We start from the raw sequence: 15507 nt of genomic DNA, 5'->3' as shown, positions 1-15507 counted from the left end.
CGTGCTATTCGAACAGACAGCGGCCCCGAACACCGCACTACCTCAGCAACACCAGACCCACGACCGACTCAATCAGTAGACGTGTCAGCCGTTGCTGAACCAAAGCCGAGACAAACGTGGCATTTAGTATAGCGGCAAGTGATTTATCTACGCTATCCGGCGAACGCGTCGGCCTTTTACCAGTCCACCGAGTAGAGAACGCTAATGGTCCAGAACGTGGCTTCAGTGATGGCGGAGCTGGAACCCGAGGACTTCCATCTGCTCTCCGGCGTCGAGCAGGGGATGCGGTTCTCGGAGTTCGTCGCCCGCGAGAAGCTGACCGAGTTCTCCCGGCTGACGGCGGAAGACGTCGACTATCGACTCGACCGGTGTGCGGACCGGGGGCTGGTCGAACGGAAGACCATCCAGTACGAGGGGTTCAAGCTCACCTTCGAGGGGTACGACACGCTCGCGCTCCACACCTTCGCCGAACGCGACACCATCGAAGGCGTCGGGTCGCCGCTGGGGGTGGGCAAGGAAAGCGACGTGTACGAGGCCCAGTCGTACAAGCCGGTGGCCCTGAAGTACCACCGCGAGGGGTACACCAACTTCCGCGAGGTCATGAAAGAGCGGGAGTACACCGCCGACCGGGACCACGTCTCGTGGCTCTACACTGCCCGGAAGGCCGCCGAGCGGGAGTACGACGCCCTGGAGACGCTGTATCCCGAGGTGTCGGTCCCACAGCCGGTCGACACGAACCGGCACGCAATCGTGATGGAGAAGATAGACGGCGTCGAACTCTCCCGGACGAAACTCGAACCCGAACAGGTACTGCCGATTCTGGACCTCGTTCTCGAAGAGATGCAGGCGGCCTACCGCGAGGGATACGTCCACGCGGACATGAGCGAGTACAACGTCTTCGTGACGAACGAAGGCGTCGTCGTCTTCGACTGGCCCCAAGCAGTCCCGACCGACCACGAGAACGCGAGGGAACTGCTGACTCGTGACGTCGAGAACATCGTGAGCTACTTCGGACGGAAGTATCCCCAGAAGATAAGCGGCGTCGACGGGGACGCCGTCGCCGAGACGCTGGCCGCCGACTCCTTCGAGTCTATCTCCGAGTTCCTCGAATAGCGCCGTCACACCGGCTGACGGCCGCTGTCGACCGTCCACGGCTGAGCGGGAGCGGGCCCGCGCTCGGCCTGATAAATCATATACAGCGATATCAAATCGGCGCAACACCTATTCGAGATTGGGGGCTGATAACCGTTAGACCATCACGGTTCTACACGTCCGAACTTCGGACAATATTGTCAATCGCCTCTGCTAAGTAACGACGAACCCGGCAGAGCTACCAGAATTCTAGAAGGAAGTGAGGTCTGTCTGGCTCTCGTCCACCCCAGTGACGCTCTGCCGCCGTACCCCCTCCGGCGGCACGATCTCCCCAGCCTCCAGAGAGTCCGTGAGCCACGCCGCCTGCTTCCCGACGTCTTCGAGGACGTCGTAAGGGAAGCACACCTCGGGGTCAAACCGCTGGAAGACGACTCGGAGGGACCGCCGGAACGCGTTCCGAGTCTCGATGTCCAGCAGCGCGGGCTCTACGAGGATGTACATCTCGTCGTCCTCGCTCCAGTCGCGGTCGCGCGTGGAGCTGTAAACGGTGTTCGCCAGTTCGGTCGGAGTGAGGTCGCCGATCTCCTCGCCGGGCTCTTCGTCGAGGCCGTCCGGCGTGAGGTAGAGCAGCTGGTCGCAGAGGTCAGCCGCGAAGCGGCGCTCACGGGAATAAAGTGTCGAGCCGTCGGGCGGGCTGAGAACGGCGTACGTCGTCACAGGTCTGCATGAGCTACCCGTCTCGTCTTATTAGTCGCTTGGAAAACTGTCCTGCTCTACGAAGGGACGTTCCGTGCCGTCCACGCCAACACGGCCCCGATGATAACACCGACGAGAGAAACCCCGACTAGCGGGGCTATCGACTGGAGAACCACGAGACCGCCCAGGACGACCAGTAATCCGATCAGGACGACCCCGCCAAGCGATGTGACCGCGAACACGGGGAGACCCGCGGTGAACCGTTGAGTGACTGTACCGCCGAGGTACGCGCCGCCAGCGAGAAGAACAGCGAGGACGATAATCATCGCTACACCTGGCTGTGCTTCGGAAACGACGAATGCCAGAAGCCCCGCCGCGAGGTATCCTGTGAGGAGCGCGCCACTGTTCTGAATGAGGTACTTGAAGCGGGTCGTGTAGTTCAGAGCCTCGACCATCATCACTCCTCCGAGCGCGGTCAACAGGATCGGGACGACCCGCAGACTCCGCAGTGTCGGCACCTGTGCAATAACGTCCACCTGGGTGAATGCAGAACTGAGACCGCCTAACTGAAGGCCAGATATTGAAACGAAATGTGCACTGAGGAACACCCAGAGTGTCACCTTCCAGCGTGGAAACTCTGCCAGAAGGTCAGAAGGTGTGAGAACGTATGTAATCAACCAACCGACTAAGAACGTGGCTAACCCGAATACTGTTCCGTACAGGAGCTGTCGCTGGCGAATCCGCATTTGTATGTCGCAACGACAGACTACAGTATTATAACAGTTCCCGGTAAGGATTCAGAAGAGATTAGCTACTGGTCTTTTGAATCCTGACCGAACCCGTTAGGTAGTTCTTCCAGCTCATAGAGACCGTGCCCGAGGTTGTTCACGTACTCGGCTGCAACGAGTAGCTGGAGGCGCTGGTGGACATACTGCCGGGAGTAATCCAGTTTTTCAGCCAGCCAACTCGGATTCCGGACACCGTCCTCAAGGGCGCGCAGGATACGCTTGTCCGCGCGGTTCAACTCGTGTGGCACTGTGATAGACACGTCTCTGTCCTCTATGTTGATGTTGTCCTTTACGCTTGTATTCTTAACGGTGTAATTGACATCGAACTTTACAACATATAGATTTATAGCGATGGGAACGATTGTGTGGATTATGGCGACGGCCTCAACTAAATCGATGATTGAACGCCCATTCCCGAAAGTGAAGGATCGCCCTACATCTGATGTCCCAGCAATCGCCAGAGACGGTGAATCTGGAATGTATGAGGTTATTGAGTGTCCTGAGTGCGGCTCAGAGGCCTTTGCCTATCTGCAGTTGCGGTATGCTTGCCGCGAGTGCAAAGTTGGCTCAAGAATCCTTCAAAAGGAGGTTAATTACGGTGGGCGATGGGAGCGCGTTCGAGAATGGATTCTGGAGCGAGATAACGATCAGTGCCAGAGATGTGGGGATTCCTCCGTTGGATTACAAGTACATCACAAAGAGAAACTTGTATGGTTTGAATCAATACAGGAAGCAAACACCCCTAAAAACCTCATCTCGTTGTGTGAAGATTGTCACGGGGAAGTTGAAGAACAGCCAGAGATGGCCTGTCTTCCAGTAATGTGAGTATAATGACGTTCGAACACACGCCGAGTTAGAAAGCCCAACCAATTTTAACAAAACATGGTGGATCAGAAAATACTCAAAAGAGCGTTAGAAGCAGAGGAAACGGAACAGACGGAGTGTCCTTTTTGTGGTGAGGTAATTCCAGCGTTCGAACTGAAGACTGACCATGCGCACCCAAGAGAGCAATCCGAATTAATCTTGACCCTTCTGAAGGAGACGGAGGAATAATATTCTGGGGCAGGAGACTTATATACTAACTTGAACTAAAGCCGGCCAGACGTGGTCCAACGAACGCTGTCCTCCTATCAATCGCCCTCCCAATCCTCTTCCTGCGGTCCATCCCCTCCCTCACCTCAAGGTCCGACTCACTATTTCTCACCGGGCCGTGAACTGACTGAGAAAGACGAATTCCGGCACTTAGTGTATCAGACGTACAAAGAGACCTATCAAGACGAAGGACATCACCCCCACCCAATTTTCACGAAGCTTCGGATCAACCGTCCGAAGCATGTGGCGATGCAGATCTACGCCGGGCTGATGAACGGTCACTCTCTCACCGAGTGCGTCGCCACTGCTGGTATCGATCTCGCCCGATTCGAAGACAGGAAATGGAGTGACCATCCCCGGATTCACAGCTTCGAGGCCCTCGTACGCTCGTATATCTGGGGGAAGCTTCGCGGCATCGAGTACCGGAGCCACATCGTCTCCGAGCTCTCTGACCGGCCAAACACCCGTCGAGAACTCGGTTACGGCACCTTCAACGGAACGCGCCGGTGTCCGCACCAGACGAATTTCAACGAGGCGTGGAACGACCGCTTCGGTCCCGATCTCCGTGCGTTCATCACCGAAGTGGTCACGTATGTCCGCGAATGGGCGTACGATAACAACCGACTTATCGAGACGACCGAGCTCCTGGTGCCCGACGAACGTGACGAGACGCAGGAACTCACGAAGGACCAGATCCGCCGCATCGTTAACGAGATGGTCGGCTACATCACGCCGAACTACTCGTTCAACAGGGAAGGCGGCGTTTCGCACGACAAGAACGTCTTTTTCAAACTCCTCGCCCACTGCGCGCTCACCAGCTCCAGCGTCCACGGGGGCGGAGACACCTTCGAGTGGCAGCAGATCGATGACGACGACCCGCCACACGGTCGAACGGTCCTCGACCTCGTCAAGAGCCTCTCTGCCGGGGAAATGCTCTCCATGTACGCCGACGCTATCGACGGTGTCGTGGAGGCCCTCGACGAGCAGGTCGGTCTCTACGACTCGCCTGTCCCGCTCGCTATCGACACGACAACCATCGAATCGGACGCGAAGTGGAAGCGCGTCACGATCCCCTCCATCGCCGATCCCAAGTTCCACAGGTGGAGCGACCGGAAAAAGAAGGACACGTACGCGTACATCGAAGAAGAGGGAATAGAGTGCCTCGTCGGCGAAGACCCCGAGAAGATCCGAACGGCCAACTTCCACGACGACGAGAAGCGGGAAGCGGCTGAACGAATCAGCGACGTCGTTCGGTACGTCCACGGGACGAAGAGCGGTGACGACTTCAAGTACGCCTGGGAGTTCGGTGCCGCCGCCATTGCGCACCCGTCGTGCCCGCTGATCTACGCGATGGAGCCGCTCGAACGGAAAGACCAGCTGGAGGATCACGTCGAACGCTTCATCGAGCGCGGGCAAGAACTCGTTACGGTCTCGGAGGTTTACATGGACTCGGCGTACTCGCAGGTCGCCGTCCAGCAACTCTTCCACTACGGGAACGCCTTCCGTACTGAGGACCAGTTCAACATCCCGTACGTGATGAACATCCGCGAAGAGGACAGCGTCAAGAAGGCCGTCCTCCAGGAGAAGCCCGGTCGCGGAGACATCACTACGCGGATGGGCGAGAACGACGGCGACATCTCCGTGGTGAAGAACTACCGCCAGCACAGCCAGGAGCACGGCTACGGCGCGACCACGCTGGTCGGCCTCCCGAAGCGGGACTACGAGAATGGCGGCGTCGTGGACGTCGAGGACCCGGTGACCGACCGAGTGGCGTTCTCGACGAGCCGGACGGACATCGATGCCGGGAACGCCATTGAGTTGCTCCGTGGACCCGATTCCGAGTCGTTTAGCGATCCGGTTCGGAAGCGGAAGGCTAAGCACGAGCGCGGGTACACGAATCGGTGGCTGATAGAGATCGGCTTCGAGAAGACGAAGGACTTCCTCGCGTTTACGAAGAGCGGTCACGGCGGTGTACGGCTGTTCTACGTCCTCTACGCGTCCCTTCTGTTCGACGTGTGGATGACTGTGGACCGCGCGATCAAGCACGAAGAGTACGAGCTGGGCTTCGATGTTGAGACCCACGACGAAGACGACTCGGTCGTGTACGCGACCTCACCACGAATCTCGGCGGACGTACTCTCTACGATTGTAGCAAACTACCTGCGACCGGTGACTTAAGCTGAAACGTAGCTCTCTCGGCGTCCGCGACTACTGAGTAACATCTCTTTCTCTCGCCCGTTGTTTTCACCGAAACACATAGTGTAACCGCCAATTTCGTGAGAAGTTGATTTCCTGACCGAGTAGCATCGTTTATTTCACTACTTGATGCCGCTTTCTAACGGTTATATTTCGTCAATCTCGAATAGGTGGGCGCAACCGGACTAAACACAGTCGATGGGTGTCCGCGGTTCCCTCAGTCGTATTAGGCAGTCCTAAAAATCGGAGGGGTTTTGTATCGTTAGGCAAGCCTAAACCATATGTCAGGCGACGCCGGACACGGGTCGCAGGTACAGCCAGCCCTCTCACACGGACCGGCAACGGCCCCGTCACGGGCGTTCACAGCCGGCAGTGCCCGAAGCCTCGGCGAGAGGGACACGGGCGCCAGCATGCCCCGCTGACGGCGGGCGGTTGGTCGACTATCGGCAGGCCGAACCGCCGACGAGGACTCCCAGGTGAGAACCGCCAGCGTCGAAAGTGGCGGTCGGACCGAAGACAGTGATGAACGGGCGGCCGCGACGGACGCGGACTCGTCGGTGTCGACGGGCAGCAGCCTTCGGATTCGTCGGGAGCAGGGGACCGGAGTCACCGGACCGATGAGCACGGCCCCGCAGTACCTGCTGGCAATCTACATCGCCCAGCATCGAGACGGACCGCCGGTGTCACCGGGGACGCTGGGAGAGATGGTAGACCGGTCGCCGGCGGCGGTGACGGAGATGTGCCAGCGGCTCGCTGAGCGGGGGCTGGTGTCCTACGAGCCCTACGACGGCGTGACGCTCACGAGTCGGGACGCGAGGAGGCCGCGGAGCTACACGAGACGTACGTGACCGTCTCGTGGTTCTTCCGTGGCGTGCTCGACCTCGACGACTACGAGTCCGAGGCGATGGAGATGGCCGGTCTGGTCAGTCCGATGGTCGCCGAGCGGCTGGCGGCGACGCTCCCGTGTGACGCCGACCCGGTGGACGCTGCGGACCCCGTCGAGTCAGAATCGACCCCGTCCGGGACGGATTCCGTCTGAGCGGCTCCCGCGGGCGTCTCGTTTTAGGCCGTGCAAAAATACCAGTTCGAATAGAGTAAGAATTTAGATATCCGAAATAACCACTTTATAGGGCCCCAAAGCACTGATTTCGAAGTGTAAAAAAGAGTGCTTTTATGATATAACGGCGCGTAGATGCAACTGTCATGAGCGCAGAAGGACGCGAACGACGACGCGGAACTACCTGATTCTGAGCCCGCAGTCGCGGCTCGGACCTCGTCTCGTCCGGGACGGCGTTTTTTCACCGGGAGGGTCTCACCGGCAGTCGAAACACCCGTCCGGGGGTCGGCCCCGGCGACTACACCGGTAGCGAGCTCTCGGGCACGGTGCCGTCGTCGGCCCAGCCGCGCGCGTCGTAGTACTCGTCGAGCGCGGCCTCGAACGAGGGCAGCGAGTACGGGAGCGCGTCGTCCGTCCGGTCGAAGCCGCGCTGGTTGTTGAAGTGGCGTTCGAGCGTCACGGTGCGAGCGCCGACGGCGAGCAGGGCCTCGAAGTCGGCGTCGAAGAGCTGTTCGTAGCGTTCGGGCGTCATGAAGTCCCGCGAGAATTTGCAGACGACGCCGCTGTCGTTCAGCGCCATCAAGTTCTCCCGCTCGACCAGCACGTCGGCTTTGCCGAGCGTCCCCTCCGGAGCGACCGCCTGGTCGTCGGGGACGAGCGGGTACTCGACGGAGTAGAAAGTCGCGTACATGTGGTCCGCGCCGCGGTTGGCGACGGCGTACGAGAGCCCTTGCCCGTGGAGCACGCGCCCCTCGTGGGCCGCGAAGTCCATCCCCTTGACCGTCCAGTTCTCGACCCCGAGGTCGTCGTGACAGCGGTCAATGCCCTCCGCAAGCGTGTCGCCGACGCCCTCCCGGTGGGCGATTTTCTCGACGGTCTCGTGAATCAGGTCGGTGTCGCCGAAGGCGTCCTCGCTGTCGAGGTAGGCCGCGACCGTGTTGCCCGCGGAGATGGCGTCCAGGCCCAGCCGGTCACAGAGTTCGTTCGACTGCATCACGTCGACGATGTCGTCGACGCCGGAGTTCGACCCGAAGGCCATCGCCACCTCGAACTCCGGGCCCTCGGTCTCGACGCCGCGCTCCTCGTCGCGGGTGGGGAGCTTGCAGGCGAAGGCACAGGCCGAACAGGTGCCTTTCTTGTACTTCTTGGACTCGACGGCGTCGCCGTTGATTCCCTCCACGCCGGCGAAGGACTGCTCGGAGAAGTAGTAGGACGGCAGACCGTCGATTTCGTTGGCGAGGTCCATCACCGAGACGGTCCCCTGTCGTTTCATGATGTGGTCCGCCGTCGCGGCGTCGCGGTGGACGTCCATCTGCATCGCCGGAATGTCGATGGCCGGCGGCGAGTCGCCCGCGAACGTGATGCCCTTGAGGTTTTTCGCGCCCATGACCGCGCCGAGGCCACCGCGGCCGAAGGCCCGCTCCGCACTGGTCATGATAGACGCGAACCGGACCGCGTTCTCGCCGGCCGGACCGATGACCGCCGTCTGGTCGGACTCGATACCGTGTTCGGCGTCGAGATAGGCCAGCGTCTCGGGGACGGTCGCGCCGGCCAAGTCGGGGACGGCCTCGAACTCGACGCCGTCGTCGCGCACGTGCACGACCACGAGGTCGTCGCTCTCGCCGGCAATTTCGACGGCGCTGTAGCCCGTATCGGCGAAGTTCCGAGACATGAACCCCCCGGCGTTCGAGGAGAGCAGCCCGTCGGTCAGCGGCGAGACGCCGGTGCAGTTCATCCGTCCGGTGAAGCTCATCTGCGCGGCCTGCATCGGCCCGGTCGAGAACACCAGGCGGTTCTCCGGGCCGAGCGGGTCGGCGTCGAAGGGTATCCGCTCGTGGGCCAGCCGCGTCCCGACGCCGCGGCCGCCGAGGTACCGTTCGAGCACGCCGTCGATGGCCCCGGTGGTCGTCTCGCCGGCAGTCAGGTCAATCGTCAGGAGCGGCCCCACTGAGTGTATCATTAACGTTTCTCACAGACACACGGACTTAGCGGTTGTGCCCGCTGCCGATACCGGCGGTTTAATCAGGGGACGGCGACGGGGTACTGCTATGGTTCCGCTCGGGACGACACCGCCGGCGTCGCGCCGGTGGGCGGATTCGCGGTCCCCGTCGAGGAGCACGTACGTTCGCTGTCGGTCCGGGGGTGGCGTGCGAGCGGCCAGCCGACCGAAATCCGAGGCGAAACCCACTCAAGACGGTGGTGTCGCCCGGTTTCGGGGCCGCGGGCGTCGTCATGCTATAAGTGTGTGGGAAGCCAACACGTTACACAAGTCTGGGGTAGATGTGAATGTCTTATGACGCAGATACCGATACGAGTACAGTGTCTCGACGGCGCGTCCTCGAAGCGGCGGGCGCGTCGACGGTAGTGGCGCTCGCCGGCTGCAACGCCGGCGGCGACGGCGAGAGCGGGGGTGGAGGAAGCCTCGACCCGGTCCGGGAGCGGGCGGAGGTCTCCGTCGACGAGATTCAGGAGGGTGGGACGCTCCGGTTCGGTCTCGGGGCGGGCATCGATTCCTTCGACCCGTCCTACAGCACCAGCGCCCCGTCGGGGAACGTCCACGGGCTCGTCTACGAGGGCCTCATCACACAGGACGCCGCGGGGACCGTCTACCCGTGGCTCGCGCGGACGTGGGAGCGGATGGACGTCCGGGAAGTCGAGGACGGGGCCTACGAGCCGTACATGGTGCCGGCGGAGACCGACGACGACGGCAACCTCGTCGCCGACGACCAGATTATCATCAGGAACCCCGAGGCCGGCGAGGTGCTGACGGTCAACGAAGCGCCCGACGCCGTCGCGGACGGCACCTTCGGGATTCAATACCGGGCCGAACTCCACGAGGGAGTCACCTTCCACAACGGCGAGGAGATGACCGCCGAAAACGTCGCCCGCTCCTACGAAGTGCTGGAGAACTCCTCGATTTCGGCCCAGACCTTCGACTCCTTTCTCTACGCCGAGGCGGTCGACGACTACACCGTCGACATCTACGGGCAGGAGCCCGACGCCGAGGCCGACAGCCAGCTCCCGACGACGGTCTACCCGATGGAACACATCGAGGAGTACCCCGACAGGGGGGCGGACCCGCGCAACGACCTGACGCCCATCGGGACCGGCCCCTTCGAGTTCGAGTCCTACGAGGCCGAACAGCGCGCCCGGTTCAGTACGTTCGACGACTACTGGCTCGACGACCTCGGCCTCGACGCCCTGGAGTGGTGGGACGGCCCGGACGGGTTCCCGACGAGCCCGGTCGTCGACGAGGTCACGGTCGCTATCGTCACCGACGACGCGACCCGCGCGGCCGCGCTCAACAACGGCGAGATAGACCTCACCTACGGGCTCACGAGCGACACCTACGGCGAGTACCGGAGCGCGGAGGACTACCGGCTCAGCGTGACCAACGCCGGGGCGTACAACTTCCTCCAGTACCCCGTCACCGTCTCGCCGTGGGACGACGAGCGGGTCCGCCGGGGCGTCAATCAGCTGCTTCCCCGCGCCCAGATAGCGGAAAACATCTACAACGGGTACCGGAACCCGGCGTACACGCCGCTGCCGGAGCTGGCCGCCGACGAGGGGTCGGCCGACTACGACGCGCTGGTCGAGGAACTGCGCCCACAGACAGAACAGGACACCGAGGCCGCGACCGAACTCCTGCAGGAGGCCGTCGACGACCTCGGCGTGGAGACGCCCATCGAGGCGACCATCGAGACCAACACCTCCGACGACCGCGTGCGCGAGGCCGAACTCATCGCCCAGGTGATGAGCAACACGGAGTTTTTCGATGTCAGCGTCGAGACCTTCGAGTTCACGACGTTCGTCCAGCGCATCCTCGGCCCGGAGTACTACCAGCAGGGCAACATCGTCCTCATCGGCCTCTCCGGGACGTTCAACCCCGGGAGCTTCTACGACGCCGTCAACTCCATCGACAACTTCGGCCAGTGCTGTAACTTCCAGCGGGTGGACACGCCGGACCTAAACGAGATAGCGACGGAGGCGCGGTTCTCGGTCGACGCCGTCGAGGACCCGCAGTTCCGCGGCGAGCAGTACGACCGGGTCTGGCGGGGACTCATCGAGCAGGCCCCCAACAGCTACACCGTCTTCGGGACGAACGTCTCCGCGCTGTCGACCGATTACGTCGGACACAACACGTACACGTTCTCCAGTGGCATCCTGCCCTACGGCCTGCACGACCCGACGGACCAGCAGGTGGCGTACCTGGACCGGGAGACATGAGCCTCAGACGCTTCATCGCGGTTCGCGTGGCGGCGACGGTCCCGATACTGTTCGGCGTCTCGGTGTTTACCTTCGCGCTGGTCCACCTGACGCCGGGGGACCCAATCGACCAGATGGTCGCCCTGAACCCACAGATTTCGGCGGCCGAGGAGGCGGCGATACGCGCCAGGTACGGCCTCGACGGCCCGGTCTGGCAGCAGTACCTCACGTGGATGGGCAACGTCCTAGAGGGCGACCTCGGGACGGTCATCAGCGTCGATCAGCCGGTCCTGCCCTACATCATGGCCCGGCTCCCCGAGACCGTCGCGCTGGGCCTGTTCGGCTGGGCCATCGCCCTGCTCATCGCCATCCCGGCCGGCATCTACGCGGCGGTGAACAAGGACACGCTGGGCGACGACCTCTCGCGGGTGTTCGCCCTCTCCGGCATCTCCCTGCCGAACTTCTGGCTCGGCCTGATGCTCATCCTCGTGTTCGCGCTCTGGCTGGACCTCTGGCCCGTGCTGGCCCCGGACAGGCCCCTGCTGTCGCCGGCGATGCTGTGGTATCTCGTCTTGCCGGGGGTCACCATCGGGACGGCCTCCTCGGCGACGCTGATGCGCGTGATGCGGTCGTCGATGGCCGAGGAACTGAACAAGGAGTACGTCACGGCGGCGCGGGCGAAGGGACTGCCCGAGCGGACGGTCGTGCTGAAACACGTCCTGCGGAACTCGCTCATCTCGGTGACGACCATCGCCGCGTTCCTGACCGCGAGCATCTTCGCCGGGGCCGTCGTCGTCGAGCAGGTGTTCGCCTGGCCCGGCCTGGGACGGGCCTTCGTCGGCGCTATCGTCGGCCGCGAGGTCGACCTCATCATGGCCATCACGCTGTTTACCGGCGTGACGATTATCCTGGCGAACCTGCTCGCCGACATCGTGTACGCCCTGCTGGACCCGCGAATCCGCTATGATACATGAGTACTGACAGAGGACGCATCCGGATAACGGGGTTCGACGCCGACGCCGTCGAGCGCCGCGAACCGCTGTCGGACTGGACAGAGACGAGAGACACGGGGACCGAGAGCCGCTGGGCCCGCGCCTGGCGCGAGTTCCGCCGGAACCGCAGCGCGATGCTCGGCCTGTACGTCGTCACGGCGATGGCGCTGCTGGCGGTGTTCGCCCGCCCGATTACGGTCGCGGGCGTCACCGTCCAGCCGTTCGCGCTCGCGCCCTACCGGCCCGACGCCATCCTCTACGTCCAGGGGCTGGACGTGACCGCCTACGAGGCCCCGTCGCTGGCCCATCCCTTCGGGACCGACGGCTCCGCGCGGGACGTGTTCTCCCGCGTGCTGTACGGCGGCCGGTTCAGCCTCTCTATCGGCTTCATCGTCGTCCTCGTCACCGCCGCCATCGGGCTGGTGTACGGCGCGGTCGCCGGCTACTACGGCGGCTGGGTCGACGAGGTGATGATGCGGATACTCGACCTCATCTTCGCGTTCCCGGGCCTCCTGCTCGCGCTCATCATCGTCGCCGTCCTGGGCAAGGGCTACTGGGAACTGGTACTCGCCTTTACCGCCATCGGCTGGGCCGGCTACGCCCGGCTGATACGCGGTGAGATTCTGAAGGTCAAGGAAAACGAGTACGTCACGGCGGCGAAGGCGCTGGGCGCGCGGGACCGGCGGGTCATCTTCAGACACGTCGTCCCCAACGCCGTCGCGCCGCTGGTCGTGCAGGCGTCGCTGTCCATCGGCACCGTCGTCATCGGCGTCGCGGCGCTCGGCTTCCTCGGCCTCGGCCTCCCGCCAGGGTCGGCCGAGTGGGGCACGATGCTGGACCAGACCCGCGAGACCATCGTCCAGGGGCCGGGCGGGTCGATTCCCTGGTGGGTCACCGTCTTCCCCGGCGGTGCCATCTTCCTGTTCGTCATGTCGATGAACCTCATCGGCGACGGCATCAACGACGCGCTCGACGCACAGGAGGGCGAGGACGTGGCCCGCGGGGGCGAGGTCTGATGGCCCTGCTCGAAGTGGAGGACCTCACGGTGAACTTCTACACGGAGGAGGGCGTCGTCACCGCCGTCGAGGACCTCTCCTTTCGCATCGACCGCGGCGAGAAGTTCGGCGTCGTCGGCGAGAGCGGCGCGGGCAAGAGCGTCACCGCGCTGTCGGTGATGGACCTCATCGAGGACCCCGGCCGCATCGAGGGCGGGACCGTCCGCTTCGACGGCACTGACCTCCTAGACCTGTCCGAGTCTGCGGTACGCGATATCCGCGGCAACGGCGTCGCCATGATATTCCAGGACGCGGGGACCGCGCTCAACCCCGTTTACACCGTCGGCGAGCAGATAGCCGAGGCGATACGCCACCACCTCGACTACGACGACGCGGCCGCCCGCGACCGGGCCGTCCGCCTGCTCGACGACGTGGGCATCCCGGAGCCGGCGGCCCGGTACGACGACTACCCCCACGAGTTCTCCGGCGGGATGCAACAGCGGGTCGTCATCGCCATGGCGCTGTCCTGTGACCCCGACCTGCTCATCGCCGACGAGCCGACGACGGCGCTGGACGTGACCATCGAGGCCAAGATTCTCGACCTGCTGGAACGGCTCGCCGACGAGTACGACACGGCCATCCAGCTCATCACCCACGACCTCGGGGTCATCGCGGAGCTGTGCGACCGGGTGATGGTGATGTACGCCGGCCGTGCCGTCGAGAAGGCGTCCGTCGAGGAGCTGTACTACGACCCGAAACACCCCTACACGGTCGGGCTGATGAGCGCCATCCCCCGCATCGGCGACCGGCAGGACCGCCTCCAGACGATTCCGGGGACCATGCCGGACCTCGTAGAGGTCCCGTCGGGCTGTAGCTTCCACCCCCGGTGTCCGTTCGCCGAGGAGGCCTGTACCCGCACGCGCCCGGCGCTGGTCGACCCCGAAACGGGCGAGCGAGCCGGGCCCACCGACCGGGCGGCCGCCTGTCTGGCCTACACCGGCGACCTGGACGGCGAACTCGACTACGAGGTCGAAGTGAGGGGGCGGGACGACAGTACGGTCGACGCAGGGGAGCGACGATGACTGCGACCGACGACCCAATCCTCGAAGTCGAGGGCCTCACGAAGTACTACGAGTCCGGTGGGGGCATCGTCGATACCCTGCTGGGCCGGAGCCGGGAGGTGAAGGCCCTCGACGGCGTCGACCTCGAACTGTTCCCCGGGGAGACGCTGGGCATCGTCGGCGAGTCCGGCTGCGGCAAGACGACGCTCGCCCAGAGCCTGCTGCGGCTCATCGAGCCCACGGCCGGCACGGTCCGGTACAAGGGCGAGGACCTGACCGCCGCCTCCGACGGCCGACTGCGGGCGCTCCGGAAGGAGGTCCAGTACATCTTCCAGGACCCCTTCGCCAGCCTCAATCCGCGGCTAACGGTCGGTGACATCGTCGGCGAACCGCTGGACATCCACGACATCGCGGCGGGAGCGGCCCGAACCGAGCGGGTCCACGACCTGCTGGAGACCGTGGGGCTCAATCAGCGCCACGCAAACCGCTACCCCCACGAGTTCTCGGGCGGCCAGCGCCAGCGCATCGGCATCGCCCGGGCGCTGGCCGTCGACCCGGCGGTCATCGTCTGTGACGAACCCGTCTCGGCGCTGGACGTGAGCGTCCAGGCCCAGATTCTGAACCTGCTGGAGGACCTCCAGGACGAGTTCGGCCTCTCGTACATCGTCATCGCCCACGACCTCAGCGTGGTCGAACACATCGCCGACCGCGTCGGCGTCCTCTACCTCGGGGAACTCGCCGAGGTGGGACCGACCGAGTCGGTGTTCCAGCCGCCGTACCACCCCTACGCGGAGGCGCTGCTGTCCGCCATCCCGGAGCCTGACCCCGGCTGGGAAGGGGACCGAATCCTCCTGTCGGGCGAGGTGCCGTCGCCGCTCGACCCGCCCTCCGGCTGTCGGTTCCACACCCGCTGTCCGAAGGTCATCCAGCCGGAGGGGACCGACATGGCACAGCCCGAGTGGCGCGCGCTCATGGACCTGAAACAGCGGCTCCGGAGCGCCGATTCGCTGGAAGCGGTGACCGCCCTGCAGGAGGACGCGGACACCCGGCAGCTCTCGCCGTCGGCCCTCGGGACGCAGGTCCGCGCCGAGTTCGGCCTGCCGGACCAACTCGGCGACGGGGCGGCCGAGGCGGTGTTCGGGACGGTCGTCGACCACCTCCACGACGGGGCCTTCGAGGCCGCGCGAGCGGCGCTTGACGACGCCTTCGAGTCCCCCTGCGAGCGGACCGACCCCGCACTGGTCGACGCCGGCGAAGACCACCGCATCGCCTGCCTGCTGTACGACGACGCGGGTCCGGACGCGCCGGAGCGGCCATAGGCCGGCGGCGACC

Annotated in this window: 12 protein-coding genes and 1 pseudogene; 9 read left to right on the top strand and 4 right to left on the bottom strand. The window is 63.7% G+C overall.

Features of this window, described 5'->3' with window-relative positions; genetic code table 11:
- Nucleotides 1–204 precede the first annotated feature (204 nt).
- Nucleotides 205–1113 (top strand): serine/threonine-protein kinase RIO2, encoded by a 909-nt coding sequence (locus VI123_RS04150; protein WP_336336791.1) that lies wholly within the window; start codon nucleotides 205–207, stop codon nucleotides 1111–1113.
- A 228-nt stretch (nucleotides 1114–1341) separates the two neighbouring features.
- Here VI123_RS04150 and VI123_RS04145 read toward each other — a convergent pair whose 3' ends face one another.
- The 3 genes from VI123_RS04145 to VI123_RS04135 form a co-directional block, all read right to left on the bottom strand.
- On the bottom strand, nucleotides 1342–1809 hold the full coding sequence (locus VI123_RS04145; RefSeq protein WP_336336790.1) for a hypothetical protein: 468 nt from the start codon (nucleotides 1807–1809) through the stop codon (nucleotides 1342–1344).
- Nucleotides 1810–1865: 56 nt separating this feature from the next.
- Entirely contained in the window at nucleotides 1866–2246 is a 381-nt protein-coding gene (locus VI123_RS04140) for a hypothetical protein (RefSeq protein ID WP_336336789.1), read from the bottom strand.
- A gap of 353 nt (nucleotides 2247–2599) precedes the next feature.
- On the bottom strand, nucleotides 2600–2824 hold the full coding sequence (locus VI123_RS04135; protein WP_336336788.1) for a helix-turn-helix domain-containing protein: 225 nt from the start codon (nucleotides 2822–2824) through the stop codon (nucleotides 2600–2602).
- Between the two features lie 124 nt (nucleotides 2825–2948).
- Here VI123_RS04135 and VI123_RS04130 point away from each other — a divergent pair, with 124 nt between their 5' ends.
- The 3 genes and pseudogenes from VI123_RS04130 (at nucleotide 2949) to VI123_RS04120 (ending at nucleotide 6903) form a co-directional block, all read left to right on the top strand.
- Nucleotides 2949–3401: an HNH endonuclease gene (locus VI123_RS04130; RefSeq protein ID WP_336336787.1), complete on the top strand. Its 453-nt coding sequence runs from the start codon at nucleotides 2949–2951 to the stop codon at nucleotides 3399–3401.
- 510 nt (nucleotides 3402–3911) lie between these two features.
- Entirely contained in the window at nucleotides 3912–5846 is a 1935-nt protein-coding gene (locus VI123_RS04125; protein WP_336336786.1) for a hypothetical protein, read from the top strand.
- A gap of 635 nt (nucleotides 5847–6481) precedes the next feature.
- Nucleotides 6482–6903 (top strand): annotated as a pseudogene (locus tag VI123_RS04120) (metal-dependent transcriptional regulator).
- 316 nt (nucleotides 6904–7219) lie between these two features.
- On the opposite strand, the gene VI123_RS04115 reads toward VI123_RS04120, so the two are convergent.
- Nucleotides 7220–8881: an aldehyde ferredoxin oxidoreductase family protein gene (locus VI123_RS04115; RefSeq protein WP_336336785.1), complete on the bottom strand. Its 1662-nt coding sequence runs from the start codon at nucleotides 8879–8881 to the stop codon at nucleotides 7220–7222.
- 359 nt (nucleotides 8882–9240) lie between these two features.
- Between VI123_RS04115 and VI123_RS04110 the strand changes: the two genes are divergently transcribed.
- Genes VI123_RS04110 through VI123_RS04090 form a run of 5 tightly spaced genes read left to right on the top strand, consistent with a single transcriptional unit; the run spans nucleotide 9241 to nucleotide 15494 of the window.
- The gene (locus VI123_RS04110) at nucleotides 9241–11148 is read left to right on the top strand and encodes an ABC transporter substrate-binding protein (RefSeq protein ID WP_336336784.1); all 1908 of its coding nucleotides are present in this window, start codon (nucleotides 9241–9243) and stop codon (nucleotides 11146–11148) included.
- A complete protein-coding gene (locus VI123_RS04105; protein ID WP_336336783.1) occupies nucleotides 11145–12101 on the top strand; it encodes an ABC transporter permease in 957 nt (318 codons plus the stop codon). The genes VI123_RS04110 and VI123_RS04105 overlap by 4 nt, the downstream gene beginning before the upstream one ends.
- Entirely contained in the window at nucleotides 12098–13135 is a 1038-nt protein-coding gene (locus VI123_RS04100; protein ID WP_336336782.1) for an ABC transporter permease, read from the top strand. The genes VI123_RS04105 and VI123_RS04100 overlap by 4 nt, the downstream gene beginning before the upstream one ends.
- The gene (locus VI123_RS04095; RefSeq protein WP_336336781.1) at nucleotides 13135–14196 is read left to right on the top strand and encodes an ABC transporter ATP-binding protein; all 1062 of its coding nucleotides are present in this window, start codon (nucleotides 13135–13137) and stop codon (nucleotides 14194–14196) included. Before VI123_RS04100 ends, VI123_RS04095 begins: the two co-directional genes overlap by 1 nt.
- Nucleotides 14193–15494: an ABC transporter ATP-binding protein gene (locus VI123_RS04090; RefSeq protein ID WP_336336780.1), complete on the top strand. Its 1302-nt coding sequence runs from the start codon at nucleotides 14193–14195 to the stop codon at nucleotides 15492–15494. The genes VI123_RS04095 and VI123_RS04090 overlap by 4 nt, the downstream gene beginning before the upstream one ends.
- Nucleotides 15495–15507: the final 13 nt, after the last annotated feature.

The organism is Haloarcula sp. DT43 (assembly GCF_037078405.1).
In the GTDB taxonomy this organism is placed as follows: Archaea; Halobacteriota; Halobacteria; order Halobacteriales; family Haloarculaceae; genus Haloarcula; species Haloarcula brevis.
The sequence above is the reverse complement of the archived record's forward strand: the minus strand, read 5'-3'. Positions and strand labels throughout refer to the sequence as shown.

Bases quoted from the DNA above. Each gene is read 5' to 3' on its own strand.
- VI123_RS04095 (WP_336336781.1), top strand. From the start codon at position 13,135: ATGGCCCTGCTCGAAGTGGAGGACCTCACGGTGAACTTCTACACGGAG.
- VI123_RS04150 (WP_336336791.1), top strand. From the start codon at position 205: ATGGTCCAGAACGTGGCTTCAGTGATGGCGGAGCTGGAACCCGAGGAC.
- VI123_RS04140 (WP_336336789.1), bottom strand. From the start codon at position 2,246: ATGATGGTCGAGGCTCTGAACTACACGACCCGCTTCAAGTACCTCATT.
- VI123_RS04090 (WP_336336780.1), top strand. From the start codon at position 14,193: ATGACTGCGACCGACGACCCAATCCTCGAAGTCGAGGGCCTCACGAAG.
- VI123_RS04115 (WP_336336785.1), bottom strand. From the start codon at position 8,881: ATGATACACTCAGTGGGGCCGCTCCTGACGATTGACCTGACTGCCGGC.
- VI123_RS04100 (WP_336336782.1), top strand. From the start codon at position 12,098: ATGAGTACTGACAGAGGACGCATCCGGATAACGGGGTTCGACGCCGAC.
- VI123_RS04105 (WP_336336783.1), top strand. From the start codon at position 11,145: ATGAGCCTCAGACGCTTCATCGCGGTTCGCGTGGCGGCGACGGTCCCG.
- VI123_RS04130 (WP_336336787.1), top strand. From the start codon at position 2,949: ATGGCGACGGCCTCAACTAAATCGATGATTGAACGCCCATTCCCGAAA.